Raw genomic sequence first — 20,373 nt, forward strand, 5'->3', positions numbered from 1 at the left:
ATGTTGCAAGCTTGCAAGCTTATTATGTGCACGAGTCAAGAAACTATTCGGATATTCAAAAAAATATTATCGGGCGGTTACTGCCCCAGAGGAGAACCTCATTATGTCCAAGCCATTATCGCTGCTTTTCGCCGTCGTTGCTGTACTTTTGATGAGCGCTACCGCCATTTCCATGAGCTATAACGCATGGCTCGCCCTGCTATTTGCTGTCCTTACGTTATTTTCAATCGGCGCAGGCTTCATTGTGAAAGCGAGACTTAGACGGCTCAAACAGCAAAACAATTAGCGTTTCGGCGCTAGGAAGCCCATTCTCTCTTTTGCGCCCGCTAGCGTACGATCAGCTATTTCCGCAGCACGCTCAGCACCCTGCTTCAAAATATCGTGGATTTCGCCTGATGCGCGAATTTCCTGGTATCTCGTTTGCAGCGGCTCCAGCACGGAGACGACCTGCTCAGCCAACGCTTTTTTGAACGGTCCATAACCTTGCCCTTCGTAACGGGCTTCAACCTCTTCGATCGTCAAGCCTGCACAGTTGGCATAGATGCTCATGAGATTGCTGATTTCAGGCTTGCCCGCTACATCATATTTCACTTCTCGGCCAGAATCCGTTGTCGCACGGCTAATTTTTTTACGAACGACATCTGGCGGATCAAGCAGAGCAATGAAGCTTCCGGCATTCGGATTGCTCTTGCTCATTTTTTTGCTGCCATCATCGAGAGACATAATGCGTGATCCATGCTTCGGCATATAAGGCTCTGGTATGGTGAAATATTCGCCAAAACGATTATTAAATCTGCCCGCAAGATCACGCGTCAGCTCCAAATGCTGCTTTTGATCGTCCCCTACCGGAACCAGATCAGCGTTATAAAGCAAAATATCAGCAGCCATTAAGGATGGATAAACGAACAGCCCTGCTGGAATCGAGTCCTTGCCTTGTGACTTGTCCTTAAACTGCGTCATACGCTCCAGCTCGCCCATATAAGACAGCGTTGTAAAAATCCATCCCAGCTCAGCATGGGACCCCACATGCGACTGGACGAAAATGCTTGCTTTCGCCGGGTCAATACCAGCTGCAATATAACAAGCTGCTACCGCTTCCGTCTGCTCGCGCAGAGCGGCTGGGTCTGGCAGCTGCGTCGCAGCATGCAGGTCAACAATCATAAAAAAACATTGCTCGGTATGCTGCAATTTGACGAAGTTTTTCATTGCACCAATGTAATTGCCGAGTGTGAGCTGACCGCTTGGCTGAATGCCTGATAATACTTTTTTCATCTTCAATCTTCCTCTCCAATTTAAAAATCAACGCAAAAAATCCCCCGCCGCAAGGGACGAGGGACCGTGGTGCCACCCTAATTCGCTATCCGCAGCCGCCATTATGGGGCGACTTAACAATCGGAACAGCCTTCAATATTCCATAACGGGGAATTTCCGGAGAAGCATTGGCAGCGCGAATCGCTGCGTTTCGCTTTCGGCTCGGGGGCCCATTCGGCTTCAGGCTTGCACCGGTTCACACCACCCACCGGCTCTCTGGTCGCAATTTGCCTTCGCTTACTTGTTCCCGTCATTGCATTTACAATGATTATACAGCGCTAACAGCCAATGTCAAGCAGCAGAGCAGCCGCTTTCTGCTCATAAAGTTGTCCTATTTTGCTTTCCGGCTGCATAAACTGTGATATAATCGTAATTATTACTATAAGAAAAGCGGGTGTGGTTTTTATATGCCGATTTTCAGGTTTCGCTACATAAGCTTTCTGCTAGCGCTTGGCTGTGCCGGAATTATTATCGCTATTGCTTTGAATCGGCCTTCGCCTTTCGCCTTCCTGGACTATTCACACGCCCAGTCCTTCAAAATTACATTTTTGAGCATTATTTTAGAGGCAATACCGTTTATCCTGCTTGGCGTGCTGTTCTCCGGCCTGCTTCAAGTATTCGTCACGGATGAGATGATTCGCAGGTTTACGCCTAAAAATCCAATTGCCGGGGTCCTGTTCGGCGGCTTGCTTGGACTAGCTTTTCCGCTTTGCGAATGCGGCATGATTCCCGTCGTCAGGCGGCTTATCCGCAAAGGCATGCCCGCTTATATCGGCATTGTTTATTTGCTTGCCGGGCCCGTCGTCAACCCAATCGTGTTCACAGCCACCTTCGCCGCTTTTCGCTCAGCTCCAGAAATGGCCTATGCCCGCCTTATTCTTGCGTTTGCGGTCGCTGTTATTATCGGACTGATCATGCATATGTTTATGCGCAAAAGTCCGCTTCGCGGCGAGGGCGATTCCCAGCCCGCTGTCCATTCCAATCAGGAAGACCATCATACACATAAGCATGATCACAGCCACTCTCACGAGCATCATCACGCGGAGCCTCGGGGCAGTCTCGGCAGCCGATTTTCTGCTATGCTTGGTCATGCTTCGGATGAATTTTTTGAGATGGGAAAATATTTAATTTTCGGCGCCATGCTAACAGCTGCAATTCAGACTATTATGGACCGGAGCGTGCTTGCAACTGTAGCCGATCAGCCGCTGCTATCTTATATGGCGATGATGGCTTTCGCCTTTATTTTATCGATTTGCTCAACATCGGATGCCTTTATCGCCGCTTCCTTCGGCAATGTGTTTACAGGCGGCCCGCTGCTCGCCTTTCTCGTGTTTGGCCCAATGATTGATTTTAAAAACATGCTCATGCTGCTGTCCGCCTTTCGGCTCAAAATTGTACTGGCGCTCGCCCTTCTCTGCTTCATATTGGTTGGGCTCGGCTCATGGTTTATGGAGGTATGGTTATGAAGCATCACCTGTTTAGAGCTCTCATATTAACTGCATTCGCCTTGCTTATCGTTTATTTATCCCGCTCCAATCAGCTCTCCCTTTATATTGCGCCAAGGATGGAGCTCTATGTGAAGCTGTCTGCTCTTGGATTGTATGCCGCAGCCATTCATCAGCTGTTTCTCGCTTTGAAAGAGCGGCGCCAGCAGCATAAGCATTCGGCTGAATGCGGCTGTGAGCATGCCCCATCGCCATCCGTGTTCAAAAACACGGTCATTTACAGCCTTTTTATTTTCCCGCTAGCGCTCGGCTTCCTCTCCCCTGCCGGTGTTCTGGGGAGTACGGCCGCAGCGAAGAAAGGCGTAAGCTTCACGGCTTCTACCACTGTCCAGCCACTCGGTTCCGAGCCTGGCCAGCTTGCCGCTTCCTTGCCTGAGCCATCCGCTTCCATTGCGCCAAAGCCGCTGACATTGGCAGAGCGTTTCCCGTATGATGAATACACGAAGGCCCATGCCGAATATGGCATGAAGCTGTATCAGAAGCCGGAAATCGCCGTACCGGAAGCGACTTATATCGAGACGTTAACAACAATCGATTTGTTCCGCGATAATTTTATGGACAAAACGATCGACATCAGCGGTTTTATTTACAAAGAAGATGACATGGGCGAGCAGCGTTTTGCCGTTAGCCGCTTCGCCATGACCTGCTGCTCGGCGGATGCCATTCCGTATGGTTTGATGGTTCAAGTAAGCCATGCAGACGATTATAAGGAATTTGCCGCAGATGATTGGGTAAATGTATCGGGCAAGCTGATGACCTCCATGTATAATGGCAACGAAATTTTGACGTTAAAGCTAAACACGATTAAACGGATTCAGGCGCCCGAGTCTCCTTATGTATATGCGAATTTTGATTTTTAGCCTTGTAGCCTGAGAATTGGACAAAAGAAGCCTCCGGTTCATTCCGCTTGACGTACAGCGGTTCCGGAGGCTTCTTCTACCTGCTATATTCCCTGCTTTATTCAGCACCAGGGTACAGCTCGCGCAAATTCGATTGGCGCGGCTGCTTGTAGCGGTAGCTCCAGTTCGACGTATTGTAATTTGACTCATAACAGACGCTCGCCGACCATGATCCCGCCCCATTCTTTACGGCAAAATCGTACATAATCTCGCCGTGCGTCCAATTGCGTCTATATTTAAGACCTTCTATCGCCATCTTGCGAAAATCCTGCACCTGCTTAGCGGTCATGCCTGAGTTCAGCTTTTCAAACTGGCCATTTCTCGTCTCTAAAGGATTATGCCTCATCCCAAATTTACCAACCGCATTGTTGCGGATATGTATACATACCGTTCCTGCAATCGCATTCATTAATTCCTCTTCCAATTGCCGAAACACAAAATCAACTTGTCTTGCCAGCGACATTGATTCCAATTCCATACCCACATTCCTCCTAGTTGTAGAATAGTCATTATATATAAGCGTTTCCCTAATTATCTCTATATGTATAGTTCTTGGGACTCATTATAGTTCAATTATCATGAAGTTACAATAAGAAAATTCGCAATTTTCAGTTAATTCAAAATTGTTAGTTATATCTCTAATGGGAAAGATGGCTCCCCATTATGTTTAAACCGATTCTAAAGAACTCTTTATGATGGCAAGTGCTTACATCGCATACAAAAAGTCGATGGAGCGAAAAAAAATCTTTATATTTATTTTTGCCAAAAAGATCATTGCCACCCTGCATGCATAAGCGACAATGATTCTGTATTTTGGCAAGCTCTATTTCAGCTTCGCGCGGTGCTCGCTGCGACGCTGGTCCCGTTCCGTATTGCTAATACGCGGGCAGGTATAACAGTAACGGCCGCCTTCGACTTTATAATAGTGGCAGCAAGCATATTTAATACGCATCTGTTTTTCCGGGTCATCAATGGCTTCCGTATATTGAAACTTAACATCCAAAGGGTTCCTTTTGCGATAAAAAATCGCAGGATCAAGCGTCTTCATCGTCTTATACAGCATATCAACGGATTCCTTCACCGCTTCGTTTTCCGAGGAAGCCATCATGACGCCATACTCATACGCAAGCGACGTGGGCAGCTGCCCCCACAGCAGGCTGGCTTTCGCCGTTCCAGCACGCTCTATGCTATGAAAAAACGGAGCAATCGTCTCGTGAAAAAATACTTCAAGCCGTGCGCGTGCCCATTCGCCTGCCTCCTTCTCCGTAGCTGGTGATTCAAGCAGCTCAGCATTGTTTAACCTGAAATACACATGATAATATCCGTCTGCTTTGCACACATACAGCGTCAAATTATCCAGCGACAAATTTGGTGCTATGCGATATTTCGCCAGCAAATAAACGAGAGCCAGCATCGGCCTGCGAAACCAAGAGGCCGCATAAACTTCAGCAACAATTTGCTCCATTCCATTCACAAGCGGCTGGTATAATTCAAGCAGCTCCTCCATCACAGGCTGTTCAAGCAAGGCAGCAGCAGCACTTTTGTAGACCACTTCAGCAGGCTCATCTACAATCAGATTAAACCGCTCCTTTAACAGCCGATACATATCTTCAGCCATTTGCTCTACCTGGAACGAAGAAATTCATAATTTGATCATGCAGCCCTGGCAAACCTTCATGGCCAAAATCCGGATAAATTTCCACCCGCTTCGGCGACTGAATTTTATTGTAGGCGGCAAACTGGGTCGAAGGCGGGCAGATAGAGTCACTGAGGCCTACGCCAAGCAGCACCTCTCCGCGAATACGCTCCGCCAGAAATTGAATATCAATATAACCGAGCTTTGTAAAAATTTCCTCCTCACGCTTATGCTGCGGATCGAAATGGCGGAAATACGTACGCAATTCAGCGTATGCATCCTTCGCCAAATCCATCTCATACACGCGGCGATAGTCGCTGAGGAATGGATAAACCGGCGCCAGCTTCTTCACGCGCGGCTCTAGTGCTGCGCATGCAATCGTAAGAGCACCGCCTTGTGACCAGCCCGTTGCATATACCTCATTTGCGTCCACCTCAGGCAATTCCATTGCAATACGAGCGAGCTGCGCCGTATCAAGGAAAATGTGACGGAACAGCATATTATCTGCATCGCCATCAAGGCCGCGAACAAAATGCCCATTTAGCGTCGTTCCTTTGACGCTGCCGCTATCCTCAGAATAGCCACCTTGTCCACGAACGTCCAGTGCCAGCACCGAGTAGCCAAGCGATACAAAGCTCAGCTTATCCGCCCAGTCCCCGGAAGAACCCGAATAGCCGTGGAACATAACAACTGCCGGGTGAGGCTGCTGACCGCTTTGTCTAGGGCGAAGGTATTTGGCATGAATTCTCGCGCCGCGCACCCCTGTAAAATACAGGTCATAGCAATCCGCGGAAGCTGTTTGGAAAGCGCTTGCCACCAATTCGACATTCGCCTCTGTTGCTTCAAGCTCAGCGAGGGCCCGTTCCCAATAAGCATCGAAATCTGCGGGCTTTGGACTGCTGCCTTGATATTTATATAATTCATGAACAGGCATATCTAATAACGGCATTGTTCAAACCTCCATCTTATGTTCTAATCCCATTAATTTTAAGCCTGTGCCTTTGACTTGTAAAGCGGATGAAAGGCGTTATTTAGGGAAAAATAACGTTTATTACGGCAGTATGCCCGACCCGAATGGAGGACATCATGAAATGCTCCAGCGCCTGAACAAATTGATGATTTTGCTGCTCATTATCGCCACCTTCCTAACTTCCGCGGAAGCGCTGAGTGCAAGCTCCAAGGCAAGCGCCGAGCTGGCGGCCATAGCAGACAGCAGCGGCAGCCTAAGTCAGGCGGATAAAGCTAAATCAGAAAAAAAACGCCGCACCGACAGCATGTCATGGGTTAAGCTGCAGCAGCGCTATCCCGGCGCCTATTTTCTTAACGGACCACGCCTAAAAAAAGAGGCCGCGCTAACATTCGATGATGCTCCTGATCCACGCTTTACGCCTGCAATCCTGGATATATTGGCGAAGCATCGTGTTCAGGCAACTTTCTTTCTTGTTGGCACGCGAGCCAATAAGTATCCCGAAATCGTAAAAAGAATTCATCGCGAAGGCCACATCATCGGCAATCATTCTTACAATCATGAGGTGATGTCGAAGCTGTCACCGAATGCTTTTCACCGTCAAGTGTGGCATACCGATGCGATCATTAGTCGAATTATTCCGTATCATCCGCACTTTTTTCGGCCACCCTATGGCGAAATGCTGCCTAATCAAGTCGCTTGGGCCCAAAACAACGGCTATATCGTTGTGAATTGGGATGTTGATTCGGCGGATTGGAAAAATAACCCTTCGAGCAAGGTCATTTTAAGCAATATGCATAAGACGCTTCGTCCAGGCTCCATCATCCTGCAGCATGCCGGTGGCGGCGTTACGCAAAGCCTCTCTGGTACAATCGAGGCGCTGCCGCAGCTCATTGCCTCACTCCAGCAGAAGGGCTATCGCATTGTCACACTGCCAGAGCTGCTCGGACAAAGTGCGGAAAGGCGCATCCGTTAGCCCCTTGCTGATATACAAACAAGCCCAGCGCTCCTCGGTGGCGAGGAACGCTAGGCTTGTACATAGGGTTATTGGAAACAGCGTTAAATTTGATAACGCAGCAGACCTATTTTGACGCGATGCTCTAATTCACCAAATATACTTTAACGTCTTGAATGCCAAAGCTTTTAGCAGTAGCTGTGCTTCCAGGTACAAAAATATCGATGCGATTTCCTTTAATCGCTCCACCCATATCATTCGCTACTGCAATCATGCCGCCACCCGGCAAACCATTATAATCGTAGCCTGTCACATAAAGCTTCGTTCCAAGCGGAATAACAGAGGAATCTACCGCCACTGTTCCTACTTTAAGCGGATTGCCAAAATAATCGACGGCGCCCCATTTTCCATTTTCCGAGGCTGCCGCTGTGTAAGCGGTCGCTTTTACATTCAGCTGCTTGCTGAACGTATAGCTATTGCCGTTGCTTGCAATAATGCTTTTTGCAGACAAGCTTTCCGCTTTAATTGTTGCTGCTGCTTTTGGTTGTGCCTGAGCGCTCACTTTCGCCGTACTATCTGCATTTGCCGCTGCTTTGGCATTTGCTTTCACCGCTGCAGTTGCAACCGGAACATTCAATTTCATGCCTACCATTATGTTCAGCGGGTTAATTTTTGGATTAGCTGCTAGCAGTTTGTCTAAATCAACCTTATACTGCTGGGACAGCTTCCAGAACGTATCGCCATCTGCCGCTTTATGTGTTTGAACCGCCGCGTTAGCGGGGGCTGCTGCCAGCGCGCACGTAAGCACGAGAGCAGCAGCCGAAATACTAAGCTTTTTCATCGCAAATATCCTCCAAAATCGATTAAGTCCATCGTTTACTTAGCCGCGCGGGCAAGGAGCTGCGCGGCGTGAAAGATTTAGCTTATGATCGCCTGTTTCTGTTCACTTCTAGTTCGTAAATTCTTGTACCCATTGGCCGTTGTAATAGCCAACACCGATTTTGCCGAAGTTTTTGCTCAAAATATTTGCTTTGTGGCCTGCGCTGTTCATCCATGCTGTCATAACCTCAGACGGATTGCGTTGTCCTGCGGCAATGTTCTCGCCAGCATAAGAATAGCTGACACCGAAGCTCTTCATCATATCAAACGGCGATCCGTAAGTTGGGGATGTATGGCTGAAATATTTATTGTCCGACATATCCTTCGCCTTTGCTACCGCAACTTTTGTCAGCAGCGCATCGACCGTCAAAGCTGGAAGACCAGCGCTTGCACGCTCTTGGTTTACGATTTTGACAACTTCGCTTTGATAAGCGCTTTGATCGACAGTTGTACCGCTGCCCGAATTCGAAGATCCAGAGCCTGTTCCTGTCGTTGGCTTCGTTGTTCCCGTTGTACCAGAGCCTGTGCTTGGTTTCGTGCTGCCAGTGGAACCAGAGCCCGTGCTTGGCTTCGTCGTTCCTGTGCTTGGCTTGCTTGTTCCTGTGCTCGGCTTGCTTGTTCCTGTATTCGTTGTTGTTCCGTTAGGGAAGCTGATTGTAATACCGTTAAAGTTAATCTTGCTCAAATCTATTCCGTATTGCTCCGCAATTTGCTTCAACAAGTCTTGGTCAATGCTATAAGCAGTAATCTTGGAGTTCGCCTTCACTGCTGGTGCTGCTCCCACCGTCGATGGTACTGCTACGCCTGCACCGATTAATGCGGCTGCGGCTACGGCAGCGACACCTACTTTAAATGGTTGCTTCTTCATTATGAAATCTCCTCCTCGAAGTTGTGTGTAATTTGTGTGTGCCGGTCATCCCGACGCAAACTATCGTAACATGGCATTTGGGCGGTTACACGGCTCAAAAAATGGTAAAACAAGCGATTTTCTCGCGTTTTAGACCGTTTTCAGGCGTTTATGAGAAACTGCTCACTTTGTAAAGACGGCTGAAAGAATCGTGGCGCCTGCCTTTTTTCACCCCATGTCTGCATGTCCTTCATTTGAAGCATCCGCCATATTAGAATCCGCTCATAAACCCCTCATTTTCCAATCAAATAACGTATATAAAATAGAAAAAAGCCCCGCTGCGCTTGGCTTCGCGGGACTTTCAGCTTGCTGCCTATTTTACACACGCTATTTAAGCGTAATATTGCCCGAGCTGGTTTTCAAATCAATTGAGATGTCCGAACCATCCCCAATTGTGCCAGCAAAGGAACGATCATCCTCTTTTACCGTTTGAACATTGTCCCATTCGACCTTCCGGCTGCCGGATGTTGTTTTCAGCTTAATTTCGGCAGACTGTGGCGGCTGCTTAGCTTCAACGACGATATCGCCAGAGGTAACGTCAAGCTTCATGCTGTGAGTAATGGCATCCAATTCAACTCGAATTTTCCCACTGCTTGCTTGGCCGTTCAGCTCTCCCGTACCATTAATAAAGCTTGCATCGCCGCTTGTCGCGTTGAACTCGACCGTTTCTGCCTTATAGTCTTCTATCTTGATGCTGCCGGAGCTGACATCCAGCTTCAGCCTCTCGCCTGTAACGCCAAGCAGCTCAATTGTTCCGCTGGTCGATTCAAAATCCAGCTCATCCGCAGACAAATCCTCCCCCTTCACACGACCTGATGAGGTTAGCATCGCCAAGGTGCGGCTGTTCATATCGGATGCGCTGACGTTGCCACTTTGCGCCTTCAGCGTCACCTCATCCCATTTGCGCTCCGGCAGCTCTACGGTCAGCTTAAATGAAGAATAGTTGATACCGATGGTAAAACCCGTATTAAAGCTGCTTTTAATGACTAACTTGTCGCCAGCCTGCTCCGTCTCAAGCTTAAGCTTGTTTAAATATTTCGAGCTTGCCCGACCTTCTAAGTGAACAACAATCTTATCCGAGCTCCCTGGCACCACTTCTATATCCATCGAACCAGCATCTACCGTCAAGCTGCTTACGCCAGCCGCATCAACTGTTTTCTCCTGCGATACAGGCTTCGTACCGAAGGACAGCAGCTCATCCCAGCTAAATGAATATATCGCTCCAGCCAAGCCGATTCCAAGTAATATAAGCGCAACTGCAATTGCCTTTCTCATTGTTTTTTCCCCCTGATGATTTTCGTATTGAACTTCAAATATTTAATCGTTGCAGCGAAAAAACCTTTTGTCAGTGCATTAACGCCTACACCCAGCAAAATGCCGAGTCCAATGCAGACGAGCCCAATAGAGGCTGCTTGGGCTAGTGTAAACATGCCGCTCCACATGCTCTCCAGCACCGTTGTGACGCCTGCCAATCCAAGCGCTAGGGCAGTCGCCCATAGAGCAATAAGCACGCCAACTGCAGCAACATAAGGCCCCAGCACAAATACGATATTGAAAAATCCCAAGCTCACCGTTGCAAGCACCGCCTTAGACGTGTTGCCGAAGCTTTTCTTCGCTTCAGCCCGTTGTACTTTATAACCAAGCAGCAGCTCGCTCGCAATCTGTCTTGGATCACCCAATTCCAAGGCCGCCTCATGCTCGCTCTGCCCATGCTCCTCTGCCTGCTGAAAATGACTATAATAATCGAACAGCCACTCGCGACGCTGCTGCTCCGGCACTTTGGCTAGCAATCTCTCCAGCTCGCTCATATAATTTTGTTTCGTCATCATTATGGTCGAATCCCTTCCTCAATAATTTCGTTTACAGCTGTAGAGAAGCTCGACCATTCCACAATGAGCGCTCTCATATGGAGCCAGCCGGCCTCCGTCAGCTGATAATATTTGCGTGGCGGCCCTTCATTCGATTCCTTGAGATAAGTCGAGAAGTAGCCTTCCTGCGTTAGACGATTGAGTAGCGGATAGACACTCCCGACGGCTACCTCGAACTTGGACGATATTTTCACTGCCAGTTCATATCCGTATCGGTCTCCCTCAGACGTCAAGACGAGAACGCATAGCTCCAGCACACCTTTCTTGAACTGCACATTCATAATCGACGCTCCTTGCTTTCCTTAAAATGCTATTGCTTTCACTATTCGATATTATCGAATAGTGGATTATGCTTCTTTGCTGTTAAGCTAAATTTACCACATGCTATTCTATATTGCTATATACTAAGCAAAAAACAATACCCGCGCCCGAGTGTCTCTCCTCCTTGAGACGGAGAGACGTTAAAAATGATGGTGAAATATAGACACAAGCTGCTGCGCGAAAGGTTTGGCCTACGATCGTCATTGCCTTTGCATTTCATGAATTACACCGCCCAGCGGTTGAAATACAAAGGCAAAAACGAACGCTCACGCTTCTCCAGCTCAAACCTTTCACTCCACCACTTGCCACTCTTCACCACCAAATTTAAAAGCCTTCACCATTTAACTCGGCGAAGGCAGTTTTTTGTAGGGATAACCCGCTTAGCTTGTTATCCCTACCATATAGAGAGTGTGAATAGATCAATGAATAATAATTAGTTGATGTCGATGAATTTGCCTGTTGCTTGGGATTCGAAGGCGCTCAAAATAACTTTCAACGATTTGCGGCCCTCTTCGCCCGTTACAGCAGGAGTTGTGTCATTGACAATAGAATCAATGAATTTATCGATCACGAAACTCGACAGCTGCTTCTCATTTGTGGAGATTTCACCTGTTTTGTAGCGCTCCACTGTACCGTCGCGCAGCTCAATGATTACTTGATCTTCCGGGTGCGTACCGATTTTCATAACGCCTTTGGAGCCCCACAAAATCGTGCTGTTGTCCTCACCTTTATAATAAGTCCAGCTAGCTACTAGCGAACCCATTGCGCCGCTCTTCATGCGAAGTATGCAGTTTGCATTGTCGTCTACATCACTGTCTTTGTCTACTGTGCCAACGAAGCCAGCAATTTGAGCCACTTCATCGTCCAGCAGCCAACGGATCAGGTCGGATTTATGCACGCCAAGATCGCCCATTGCGCCCATGATCGCTTCCGGCTTGCGGAAGAACCAGCTTTCCGCGCCGTCAATGCTCCATGCATCCGGCCCTGGGTGGCCAAACGACGTACGGAATGTCAATACTTTGCCGATAATGCCCGTTTTCAGCAATTCCTTCGCTTTTACATGCGGCGGCATGAAGCGTTGGTTATGTCCAACCATCAGCTTAACGCCATTTTTCGCTGCCGCTTCAATCATCGATGCCGCTTCTTCATCCGTAGCTGCCATTGGCTTCTCAACCAATACATGTGCGCCAGCGTTTGCTGCTGCAATGGCTACTGGTGCATGAAGCGCGTTCGGTGTACATACGCTAACCGCATCCGGCTTGATTTCAGCCAGCATCGTCTCATAGTCTGCAAAAGCTTTGCCGCCATGCTTCTCCGCATAACCTTCTGCACGCTCAATTACCGGATCAACGAATGCGACTAATTCTACATTCGCATTGTCTGCATACTCCGGAATGTGACGATATTTGGAGATGGAACCGCAACCTACTACTGCTACTCTGATTTTGCTCATTAAATGTATCCCTGCCTTTTCAATAATTAATGTAGAGGGTCAAGCCAAATTCGTATATTAAACGTTCAGAAAATTCTTTTTCAGCCAGTCCATGCTTTCCGCTACTGCTTCAAGCGGTGGATTCGCGCAAGTGTCCTGCTCAACGATCAACCATTCTGCACCGGCTTCAACCGCACTATTAATGATAGGAAGCAGCGGTAGATCGCCACGGCCCAGCTCTACCGTATCAATTGGCAATTGGCCATTGTTGTCGCGATAGTCCTTCAAATGAAGCAAAGGCAAACGTCCTGCATATTTCGCAATGTAAGCGAGCGGGTCTTTGCCGGAAAATTGCACCCAACCGATATCCATTTCCACTTTCAGAAGCTCAGGGCTGATTCGCTCATACAGCGCATCAAACACTTCCTTGCCGTCGATTTCCACTTTGAATTCAAAATCATGATTATGGTAGGCGAAATCAATACCAGCTTCACGGAAACGTTTACCATACTCCTCAAAAGCTACAAAATGCTTCGCCCAAGCTTCAGCGCTGCGCTGATCATCCAGCAAATAAGGACAGATCGCATATTTTGCGCCGATCGTTTTTAAGTAAGCGATTTCTTCATCCAGCTGGCTTTCTAACAAATGCAGGCCGATATGGCTTCCGATTGCTTTCAGTCCTAGCTCCTGGAGCAAATCACGCATTTTCTCCGCTTCAATACCGCCATAACCTGCAAACTCCACGCCTTCATAGCCCATTGCCGCAACCTTGCGCAGCGTACCTTCGAAGTCTTCCGCTGTTGCGTCACGGAGCGTATACAATTGTAAACCAATTCCGATTTGTCCCACTTTGGCCGCACTCCTTTATATTGTGAATTTAGTTTCTCAAGTCTTGTACCTTACCTTTCAAATTATATAGAAGGAGCGCTGCAAAAAACAGCTGTCATGTTAGTCTTTTTATATGTTATTTTGTTGAATGCTGACTTTTACTCCAGGAAAAAAACGCCCTGCGACGACTGTTGGTCCGGTCGTCACAAGGCGTTGGTCTGTTTTAGATAAACATCCAGCATTATGCCGTTTGTTTATTTCAATAATTATTTCGTTTACTTCAACGTAATTGTCAAAGCCGTTTCTTTCGCGCCAGCAGCAATCAATACAATGCCGTCTTCCAGCGAAGCAGCGCCATCCACTTTAGCAATATCGCCAATGCCATGAAGTGCCAGGCTGAGCGCTTTGCCGCTGCCCTGTACTTTAACTGCGACTTCATTGCCTTCGCGTTTTACAGTAACGAGCAGCTCGGCAGCGCCTTTAATGTCGCGAACCGTGGTCGATGCCGATGCTCCATCAGCAAGGCTGTAAGCCGTCAGCTTCACGCCGTCAGCATAGTCATAATCCGGTTTCGTATCATTCGCACCGATTGCGATGATCGAATTTGGACGAACGAATAATGGAAGCGAGAGGAAGTCATGCGTTTCCTTGAACCATTTTCCACCTTCTACGATTTCGCCAGTCAGAAGATGCGTCCAGCTGCCTTCCGGCAAATAATATTGTACAAAGCCATTTTCGTCGAATACAGGAGCAACCATAATGGAATCACCCAGCATATACTGGCGATCAAGGAACTCGGAAGTTGGATCTTCCGGGAATTCCAGCACCATTGCACGCATCGACGGCAAACCTTGCTCCACCGCTTGCGCAGCTGTATTAAACAGGTAAGGCATCAGGCTGCATTTGAGCTTCGTGAAGAAGCGGGTAACATCAACCGCCTCCGTGTCATACGCCCAAGGCACCCGGTACGATCTGCTGCCATGCAGACGGCTGTGGCTGGAAAGCAAGCCAAACGCAAGCCAGCGTTTGAAGACATGGGCTGGAGCTGTGCTCTCAAAGCCGCCGATATCATGGCTCCAGAAGCCAAAGCCGGACAAGCCCAGCGACAGGCCGCCACGCAGCGATTCTGCCATTGACTCATAATCCGCGTAGCAGTCGCCGCCCCAGTGGACCGGGAATTTCTGACCGCCAACGGTAGCGGAACGCGCGAACAGCGCAGCTTCATTTTTGCCCAGCTTCTCTTCCAATACCTCAAATACAACCTTGTTGTATTGGTATGTGTAGAAATTATGCATTTTTTCAGGGTCAGAGCCGTCATGGTACACCACATCGGTCGGAATCCGCTCGCCGAAGTCGGTTTTAAAGCTGTCGACACCCATATCTACAAGCTCACGCAGATAGCCTTTGTACCATTCGCATGCCGCAGGATTCGTGAAGTCCACGATACCCATGCCAGGCTGCCACATATCCCATTGCCATACGTCGCCATTTGGCTTTTTGATCAAATAGCCATTGTCTCTGCCCTCTTCAAACAGACGGGAGCGCTGCGCAATGTAAGGGTTAATCCATACGCAGATTTTGAGCCCCTTCTCTTTCAGGCGTTTCAGCATGCCGACAGGGTCCGGGAATATCCGCTCGTCCCATTTGAAATCCGTCCAGTGGAAATCGCGCATCCAGAAACAGTCGAAGTGGAATACATGCAGCGGCAAACCGCGCTCTTCCATGCCATCGACGAAGGAGTTAACCGTTGCTTCATCATAATTTGTTGTAAAAGAGGTCGACAGCCACAGGCCGAACGTCCATGCTGGCGGCAAAGAAGGCTTGCCTGTCAGCTCGGTATATTTGCCAAGCACCTCTTTAATCGTCGGGCCATCAATAACGAAATATTCAAGGGATTCGCCAGTCACATGGAATTGAACCTTTTTCACTTTCTCCGAAGCAATCTCAAAGGAAACAAGATCCGGTTGGTTGACGAATACGCCGTAGCCTTTATTCGTTACATAGAAAGGAATATTTTTGTACGCTTGCTCGGAGCTTGTGCCGCCATCCTGATTCCAAATATCGACGACCTGGCCGTTGCGCACGAAAGGTGTAAAACGCTCGCCGAGACCATACACCCATTCGCCCACACCAAGATCCAGCTCTTCACGCATATAGGCTTTCTCTTTGCCTTCCGTAATATACGCCATCGATTTCTGCCGGCTTCCGGTAATGCGCTCGGAGCCGCGGTAGAAATCCACTGACCACTCCGGGCCCTTGCGAATATGAACGCTGAGGCTGCCGCTTGTGAGGATCGCCGCTTCTTCTGTTTCTTCTATAGTAACAAAATTGCCGGTTTCCTTCGTCAGCTCGAATACAGGACCACGCTCACGCACGCCCATGTGATGAATCAGCTTAACGCCGACAACGCCTGGCATCGGAGAATGAAACCGAACCGTAAGCAGCATCGTATCTAACATATTGGAACGTGACAATATAGGACGCGGAGACGCATAAGCCGTAAGCACGCCATCCTTTTGCTCGAAATCATGGGCTTGTACTGCGCCCAAAAGGTCATACTGTTTGCGCAGCATCCAGTTGCCGTCAGTAAATTTCATAATAGAACCGACCTTTCTGCTTTTATATAGGTTATTTGACTTTAAAATCGTTCTATTTTGCATTATACTGATAAGCAAAGCAACAAACTAACAGAATTATGCCCGTTTATAACACCATTCTGATTTCTTCATCACCGGAGGTTGACTGCAATGGATTTGACGCTGCGTCATTCGCTCAGGGAAGACCGCATGCATGGCGATGTTACCTTTCCTCTTGCTGCTTACTGGATGGAATATGCACCTGGTGAGGTAAATGTAGATTGCCACTGGCATGACGAGGCTGAGTTTCTAGTTGTATTAGAGGGCGAGATGCTCTTCCAGATTGACACGGAGTATTTTCCCGTTCGCGCAGGCGAAGCCGTCTTCATCGACAGCGGAGATATCCATGCGGGGCACTCTTTAAATGGCTCCTCCTGCACCTATTGCGCCATCGTTTTTGACGTTCGCTGGCTGGATAGCACAAGCTACGATGCTGTACAAGAAACCTGCGTTCGTCCGTTCCAGGAGAAGAAAAAGACGTTCCCGAGGCATATATCACCGGACAACGGTTGGAAGCGGCAGCTGCTCTTCTTGCTCCGATCGATGATCAACTGCTGCAGAGCTCCTTATGCTGGATTCGAAGCTGCGGTGAAAGGGTATTTTTACTTAATGCTGCATGAGATCGCCATTGAGAACCGGGCGTGCAATCGCAGCGAGGCAAGATCGGATGACAGAACTCGAATAGAGCGGCTTAAGAAAAGCATCCTCTATATCCAGCTGCATTATCGCAGACCAATACGCATTGGCGAGCTGGCGGAGCAAATTCCGATGAGCGAAGGACAGTTTTTCCGTTTTTTCAAATCAATGACGAGGCAGACGCCGGTTGAATATTTGAACGCCTATCGGGTGAATCAGGCGGCCGAGCTGCTGCTGCACACGGAACGTAAAATTTCAGACATTGCGCTGGAGGTCGGCTTCGACCATATCAGCTATTTTGTTAAAGTGTTTCGCAAGACGTTGAACTGTACCCCCTCCGATTTTCGCAAGCAAAAGCGGAATCCGGTCCAAAATGGCGCATTACAAGGTGAAACGGCTTTCCCCGTCCTCTGGCGGCACAGCGCGTTTCAGTCCGAGAAATATAAGCCCAATTTATAAGTGCAAAACTTATAAATTCTTATATTTCAAGCAAAAACGACTTCGTCGTCCTTCTAGGACGTGGGAAGAGCTTTGCCCTAGAATTCTAAGCGGATATAAGGATGAATCTTATAAATGCTTAGAATTTTAGAAAAAATTACGATTTTGTAACCTTTTCATAACTTTTTTTTAAGATTCGCTTAAGATTCATCAAGTAAAGTTAAATTAAAATTAGCCAATGAGCGGAGGAAATCCTTTATGAAAACAATGCTGTTGTTTCAAAATAAAACGATTCCCGTCTATATAACGGATACGAATAAAAAAGCTGTCGAGAAGCTGACCGATGTACTGAACCGCAAGCTGAACACTGGAAAAAATGCGCTCAAGCTCTGTATCAAGTCGCTGATCAGCGTCGAAATTGTCGGCAGCGAAGCTACGCTGCATTCGTATCATGAGAAGGATACGTTAACCATTTCCCTTTATTAAGCTAAGTATGCTTCTGCAAGCTGAGCTCTTGCTATTCTGGCAATTGGACAAGCTGTGATTTTAAGTTATGATTTTGTTCGTTCAAGCAGGCGATCTGGCATCGCCTGCTTTGCTTCGTTTAGGCCACCAGCATCACTGGGCCATTGCTCAAATTTTAATACATGGTATACTAGATTCAATGATTATTGGAGGCTGTTAAATGAGCGAACAAATGAACCGAATTGAACAGTTATTGATCCAATTTGCACAGCAAACGAACGAACGGCTTGATCAGATGGACAAGCGTTTTGATCAAGTAGATACTCGGCTTGACCAAATGGACAAGCGTTTTGACCAAGTAGACACTCGCCTTGACCAAATGGATACGCGGCTTGATCAAATTCAAATCCAACTGGAGCGCATGGAAGATTCGCAAAATGACGATGTCATTAGCATACTTCGTCATACGCATGACAAAGTTTCGCATTTGAATCAGAATGTTACGAGCCTTAAACAAGATGTGGAATACATCGTTAAGGAGCAGTCCATTATTAAGCTGGAAATTGAACGTTTAAAACATAAACAACCGCTATTTTCCAATCAATATAAAAATGTGCTCGAAGATCACTAACCCATTCCATACCAAAAAGCAGCCTTCAAATTGCCCGCGACGCGAGCTTGAAGACTGCTTTTTTCATGTAAATGATAGGATATCTATACACGGTTACGACTAAGGTGTCGTAACCGTCGCCTTATGAAGCGGCCGCTGCTGCTCCGAGACAAGCAAGCTAACCTTCCACTTCACATAGAGCTCCCATGCCGTCCCATTGTCGATCAAATCCTTGCACGTATACAAGCCTTCTTCAATGGAATCGACGCGCTCTGCCAAATGAAGCCGGACCGCTGCATTAAGCAGCACCTGGTTCATAAAAGCAAGGTGGCCGCCTCCGTTAAGCACAGCTTCCGTCACAGCAATTTGCTCGGCAGGCGTCCAGTCCACCTCGGGAGGCGTCAGCTCCAGTCCATACGCGTCTGGATCGATGATTTGCAGGCTGGCTTCACCGTTTTCCACCTGAAACGTCCTGGTTGGCCGCTCGATGAACAAATCCTCCGAGCCCTCCGTTCCTTGGACAATGAGCGCCTTCTTATAGTTCAAATTCATCATTAGCTTTGACATGCGGTCAAACACCGTATTGTGATAAACGCCGAATATGATATAAGGCGAATGTCCATAATCGACAAGCTTCTCAGCTGTGTTCAGCACCGTTCGCATGCCCATTTCCTCACGCAGTCCATGCAGCCGCTTAAGCGGCGGACACCACTCTTCTGCTGGAACGAACAGAATGCCCGTCTCCCTAGCAGCTTCAAGTGATGCCTCCTGTGAGAGCTGCTTCGGATCTATACCCAGCTCAAGCAGCAGATCCTGCAGCGTAATGCCCCATTTGGGAGGAAGCGAAGCTGTGCCGTGCAGCGTAACCGGCAATCCAGCTGCCGCTAAGACGAAGGAGGTCGCGAATGTGGCGTAAAATGATTTTTTCCTGCCGTCGTATGGTCCTGCACAATCAATTCCCTCCTGCACATGCTCGCGGCGTGCCTGGCTCCGGCACACGTTGACGAAAGCTTCGAGCTCCTCAACGCTTTCCATTTTAATTCGCTCCGCCATAAAAAAAGCGCCAATCTGAGCCTGAGTCGCCTCCAGATTCACAATCCATTCGGCTGCTTGCACCGCTTCATCATAGGTCAAATCACGCGCACCCCTTTTGCCGCGCCCGACTTCCTTCAGTAGATTGGTAATCATTGGTACTCCCCCTTATTTTTGCTCCTGCAGCAGCTGATATACCTTCACAATGGATGTCGCTACATCCACGAGACGTTTGCGTTCATTCATCGCCTGCTTGCGCAGCAAGTCATAAGCCTCCGCTTCGGAAACTTTTTTAATGTCGCATAAAATACCCTTCGCCATGTCGATCCATTTCCGTTCTTCCAGGCGGCCTTCGAGCTGCTGGCGCTCCATATGCCATTGCTGACGCTCACTGCATTGCTTTGCGCCAAAATGGAATGCCCAATGCAGCTCCTGCTCGCTCATAACCGGCGTAATGATGCCATCCACCGGAAGATCATCCTCGCAAAAAGCATTCGAAAGCGTTGCGGTTTCGGCACTGCACCACCAAAGCATCGGAATCTTTTTCCAACCCAGCAGCTTAGTGCCCCAATACTTTACTTCGTTTAATGGGAGATTTAATACTACCGCATCCGATTGAGCGATATGCTTGCGCGCAAGCTCCTCGCTGCTGCCATGTAAAACAAAATAACCGCTGGATTCCAATATAACTTCAGGAAAAAGCCTACTTAAATCACGGTCTGCCTGGTTTTTCTGTTGTTCAGACTCCCGCTCGACTGCTTTATGTTCAATTAGTAATAAAGAACGCATTCAGGAGCGCCCCCTCCTATTTAACTGTTGTGAATATTTATAACACAAAAACCTTTAATTTGTCGACACCTCAAATTATACAACAATTTACGTGAGGTATATTGACATGATATAAAAATCCAGTGTATAGTAGCACTATCAACTATAACGTTTTTTCACGAGTACAATGGCGTATTCGATTGAACCGGCAACGGAGCCTGGTTTCGTTCTACCAAGGAAAGCACAACTGTGTCCTTGGCAGCGAAATCAGGCTTTTTAT

Annotated in this window: 21 protein-coding genes; 7 read left to right on the forward strand and 14 right to left on the reverse strand. The window is 48.0% G+C overall.

Features of this window, described 5'->3' with window-relative positions; all coding sequences use genetic code 11:
• The first annotated feature begins 103 nt into the window (after window positions 1–103).
• Window positions 104–286, forward strand: a complete 183-nt coding sequence (locus AC50YG_RS20825; RefSeq protein WP_046228554.1) for a DUF5325 family protein — start codon at window positions 104–106, stop codon at window positions 284–286.
• Here the strand turns inward: AC50YG_RS20825 and trpS are convergent.
• Window positions 283–1,272, reverse strand: a complete 990-nt coding sequence (gene trpS / locus AC50YG_RS20830; RefSeq protein ID WP_494829228.1) for a tryptophan--tRNA ligase — start codon at window positions 1,270–1,272, stop codon at window positions 283–285. The genes AC50YG_RS20825 and trpS overlap by 4 nt on opposite strands.
• A gap of 446 nt (window positions 1,273–1,718) precedes the next feature.
• On the opposite strand from trpS, the gene AC50YG_RS20835 reads away from it, so the two are divergent.
• A complete protein-coding gene (locus tag AC50YG_RS20835) occupies window positions 1,719–2,777 on the forward strand; it encodes a permease (RefSeq protein WP_473762265.1) in 1,059 nt (352 codons plus the stop codon).
• Complete coding sequence (locus tag AC50YG_RS20840; RefSeq protein WP_494829230.1) at window positions 2,774–3,676, forward strand: TIGR03943 family putative permease subunit; 903 nt, start codon at window positions 2,774–2,776, stop codon at window positions 3,674–3,676. Before AC50YG_RS20835 ends, AC50YG_RS20840 begins: the two co-directional genes overlap by 4 nt.
• A 97-nt stretch (window positions 3,677–3,773) precedes the next feature.
• Here AC50YG_RS20840 and AC50YG_RS20845 read toward each other — a convergent pair whose 3' ends face one another.
• The 3 genes from AC50YG_RS20845 to AC50YG_RS20855 form a co-directional block, all read right to left on the reverse strand.
• Complete coding sequence (locus tag AC50YG_RS20845) at window positions 3,774–4,193, reverse strand: O-methyltransferase (RefSeq protein WP_341281511.1); 420 nt, start codon at window positions 4,191–4,193, stop codon at window positions 3,774–3,776.
• 345 nt (window positions 4,194–4,538) lie between these two features.
• Window positions 4,539–5,333 (reverse strand): (2Fe-2S)-binding protein, encoded by a 795-nt coding sequence (locus AC50YG_RS20850; RefSeq protein WP_494829232.1) that lies wholly within the window; start codon window positions 5,331–5,333, stop codon window positions 4,539–4,541.
• Complete coding sequence (locus AC50YG_RS20855; protein ID WP_494829234.1) at window positions 5,326–6,300, reverse strand: alpha/beta fold hydrolase; 975 nt, start codon at window positions 6,298–6,300, stop codon at window positions 5,326–5,328. Before AC50YG_RS20855 ends, AC50YG_RS20850 begins: the two co-directional genes overlap by 8 nt.
• Before the next feature lie 142 nt (window positions 6,301–6,442).
• On the opposite strand from AC50YG_RS20855, the gene AC50YG_RS20860 reads away from it, so the two are divergent.
• Window positions 6,443–7,294: a polysaccharide deacetylase family protein gene (locus tag AC50YG_RS20860; RefSeq protein WP_494829236.1), complete on the forward strand. Its 852-nt coding sequence runs from the start codon at window positions 6,443–6,445 to the stop codon at window positions 7,292–7,294.
• A gap of 124 nt (window positions 7,295–7,418) precedes the next feature.
• On the opposite strand, the gene AC50YG_RS20865 is transcribed toward AC50YG_RS20860, so the two are convergent.
• From AC50YG_RS20865 to yicI, 8 genes are all read right to left on the reverse strand, one after another.
• The gene (locus tag AC50YG_RS20865; protein WP_494829238.1) at window positions 7,419–8,114 is read right to left on the reverse strand and encodes a 3D domain-containing protein; all 696 of its coding nucleotides are present in this window, start codon (window positions 8,112–8,114) and stop codon (window positions 7,419–7,421) included.
• A 108-nt stretch (window positions 8,115–8,222) separates the two neighbouring features.
• A complete protein-coding gene (locus AC50YG_RS20870) occupies window positions 8,223–9,020 on the reverse strand; it encodes a CAP domain-containing protein (protein WP_494829240.1) in 798 nt (265 codons plus the stop codon).
• A 366-nt stretch (window positions 9,021–9,386) separates the two neighbouring features.
• Entirely contained in the window at window positions 9,387–10,334 is a 948-nt protein-coding gene (locus tag AC50YG_RS20875) for a DUF4097 family beta strand repeat-containing protein (protein WP_494829242.1), read from the reverse strand.
• Window positions 10,331–10,888 (reverse strand): HAAS signaling domain-containing protein, encoded by a 558-nt coding sequence (locus AC50YG_RS20880; protein ID WP_494829244.1) that lies wholly within the window; start codon window positions 10,886–10,888, stop codon window positions 10,331–10,333. The genes AC50YG_RS20875 and AC50YG_RS20880 overlap by 4 nt, the downstream gene beginning before the upstream one ends.
• The gene (locus tag AC50YG_RS20885) at window positions 10,888–11,208 is read right to left on the reverse strand and encodes a PadR family transcriptional regulator (RefSeq protein WP_338554964.1); all 321 of its coding nucleotides are present in this window, start codon (window positions 11,206–11,208) and stop codon (window positions 10,888–10,890) included. Before AC50YG_RS20885 ends, AC50YG_RS20880 begins: the two co-directional genes overlap by 1 nt.
• Before the next feature lie 473 nt (window positions 11,209–11,681).
• Complete coding sequence (locus AC50YG_RS20890; RefSeq protein WP_494829247.1) at window positions 11,682–12,701, reverse strand: Gfo/Idh/MocA family protein; 1,020 nt, start codon at window positions 12,699–12,701, stop codon at window positions 11,682–11,684.
• Window positions 12,702–12,758: 57 nt separating this feature from the next.
• Complete coding sequence (locus AC50YG_RS20895) at window positions 12,759–13,529, reverse strand: sugar phosphate isomerase/epimerase family protein (RefSeq protein WP_494829252.1); 771 nt, start codon at window positions 13,527–13,529, stop codon at window positions 12,759–12,761.
• 254 nt (window positions 13,530–13,783) lie between these two features.
• The gene (yicI, locus tag AC50YG_RS20900; RefSeq protein WP_494829256.1) at window positions 13,784–16,105 is read right to left on the reverse strand and encodes an alpha-xylosidase; all 2,322 of its coding nucleotides are present in this window, start codon (window positions 16,103–16,105) and stop codon (window positions 13,784–13,786) included.
• A 150-nt stretch (window positions 16,106–16,255) separates the two neighbouring features.
• Between yicI and AC50YG_RS20905 the strand changes: the two genes are divergently transcribed.
• From AC50YG_RS20905 to AC50YG_RS20915, 3 genes are all read left to right on the forward strand, one after another.
• The gene (locus AC50YG_RS20905) at window positions 16,256–17,239 is read left to right on the forward strand and encodes a helix-turn-helix domain-containing protein (RefSeq protein ID WP_473762292.1); all 984 of its coding nucleotides are present in this window, start codon (window positions 16,256–16,258) and stop codon (window positions 17,237–17,239) included.
• Between the two features lie 237 nt (window positions 17,240–17,476).
• Window positions 17,477–17,704, forward strand: coding sequence for a hypothetical protein (locus tag AC50YG_RS20910; protein WP_046228538.1), 228 nt, complete (start codon window positions 17,477–17,479; stop codon window positions 17,702–17,704).
• A 199-nt stretch (window positions 17,705–17,903) separates the two neighbouring features.
• Complete coding sequence (locus AC50YG_RS20915; RefSeq protein ID WP_494829259.1) at window positions 17,904–18,314, forward strand: hypothetical protein; 411 nt, start codon at window positions 17,904–17,906, stop codon at window positions 18,312–18,314.
• Window positions 18,315–18,413: 99 nt separating this feature from the next.
• On the opposite strand, the gene AC50YG_RS20920 is transcribed toward AC50YG_RS20915, so the two are convergent.
• Both AC50YG_RS20920 and AC50YG_RS20925 read right to left on the reverse strand, forming a co-directional pair.
• Window positions 18,414–19,481, reverse strand: a complete 1,068-nt coding sequence (locus AC50YG_RS20920; protein ID WP_494829261.1) for an anthranilate phosphoribosyltransferase — start codon at window positions 19,479–19,481, stop codon at window positions 18,414–18,416.
• 12 nt (window positions 19,482–19,493) lie between these two features.
• Window positions 19,494–20,114 carry an ANTAR domain-containing response regulator gene (locus tag AC50YG_RS20925; protein ID WP_473762298.1) on the reverse strand — a complete coding sequence of 207 codons (621 nt, stop codon included), beginning with the start codon at window positions 20,112–20,114 and terminating at the stop codon, window positions 19,494–19,496.
• Between the last annotated feature and the right edge of the window lie 259 nt (window positions 20,115–20,373).

The sequence above is a fragment of the Paenibacillus sp. J31R34 genome, from assembly GCF_059383715.1.

Excerpts from the sequence above, each read along its gene's own strand:
- AC50YG_RS20845 (WP_341281511.1), bottom strand. The coding sequence starts at position 4,193 with ATGGAATTGGAATCAATGTCGCTGGCAAGACAAGTTGATTTTGTGTTT.
- AC50YG_RS20850 (WP_494829232.1), bottom strand. The coding sequence starts at position 5,333 with ATGGCTGAAGATATGTATCGGCTGTTAAAGGAGCGGTTTAATCTGATT.
- AC50YG_RS20825 (WP_046228554.1), top strand. The coding sequence starts at position 104 with ATGTCCAAGCCATTATCGCTGCTTTTCGCCGTCGTTGCTGTACTTTTG.
- AC50YG_RS20885 (WP_338554964.1), bottom strand. The coding sequence starts at position 11,208 with ATGAATGTGCAGTTCAAGAAAGGTGTGCTGGAGCTATGCGTTCTCGTC.
- AC50YG_RS20855 (WP_494829234.1), bottom strand. The coding sequence starts at position 6,300 with ATGCCGTTATTAGATATGCCTGTTCATGAATTATATAAATATCAAGGC.
- AC50YG_RS20910 (WP_046228538.1), top strand. The coding sequence starts at position 17,477 with ATGAAAACAATGCTGTTGTTTCAAAATAAAACGATTCCCGTCTATATA.
- AC50YG_RS20840 (WP_494829230.1), top strand. The coding sequence starts at position 2,774 with ATGAAGCATCACCTGTTTAGAGCTCTCATATTAACTGCATTCGCCTTG.
- AC50YG_RS20835 (WP_473762265.1), top strand. The coding sequence starts at position 1,719 with ATGCCGATTTTCAGGTTTCGCTACATAAGCTTTCTGCTAGCGCTTGGC.
- trpS (WP_494829228.1), bottom strand. The coding sequence starts at position 1,272 with ATGAAAAAAGTATTATCAGGCATTCAGCCAAGCGGTCAGCTCACACTC.
- AC50YG_RS20905 (WP_473762292.1), top strand. The coding sequence starts at position 16,256 with ATGGATTTGACGCTGCGTCATTCGCTCAGGGAAGACCGCATGCATGGC.
- AC50YG_RS20925 (WP_473762298.1), bottom strand. The coding sequence starts at position 20,114 with ATGCGTTCTTTATTACTAATTGAACATAAAGCAGTCGAGCGGGAGTCT.
- AC50YG_RS20860 (WP_494829236.1), top strand. The coding sequence starts at position 6,443 with ATGCTCCAGCGCCTGAACAAATTGATGATTTTGCTGCTCATTATCGCC.
- AC50YG_RS20875 (WP_494829242.1), bottom strand. The coding sequence starts at position 10,334 with ATGAGAAAGGCAATTGCAGTTGCGCTTATATTACTTGGAATCGGCTTG.
- AC50YG_RS20920 (WP_494829261.1), bottom strand. The coding sequence starts at position 19,481 with ATGATTACCAATCTACTGAAGGAAGTCGGGCGCGGCAAAAGGGGTGCG.
- AC50YG_RS20890 (WP_494829247.1), bottom strand. The coding sequence starts at position 12,701 with ATGAGCAAAATCAGAGTAGCAGTAGTAGGTTGCGGTTCCATCTCCAAA.
- AC50YG_RS20865 (WP_494829238.1), bottom strand. The coding sequence starts at position 8,114 with ATGAAAAAGCTTAGTATTTCGGCTGCTGCTCTCGTGCTTACGTGCGCG.
- AC50YG_RS20880 (WP_494829244.1), bottom strand. The coding sequence starts at position 10,888 with ATGATGACGAAACAAAATTATATGAGCGAGCTGGAGAGATTGCTAGCC.
- AC50YG_RS20915 (WP_494829259.1), top strand. The coding sequence starts at position 17,904 with ATGAGCGAACAAATGAACCGAATTGAACAGTTATTGATCCAATTTGCA.
- AC50YG_RS20870 (WP_494829240.1), bottom strand. The coding sequence starts at position 9,020 with ATGAAGAAGCAACCATTTAAAGTAGGTGTCGCTGCCGTAGCCGCAGCC.
- yicI (WP_494829256.1), bottom strand. The coding sequence starts at position 16,105 with ATGAAATTTACTGACGGCAACTGGATGCTGCGCAAACAGTATGACCTT.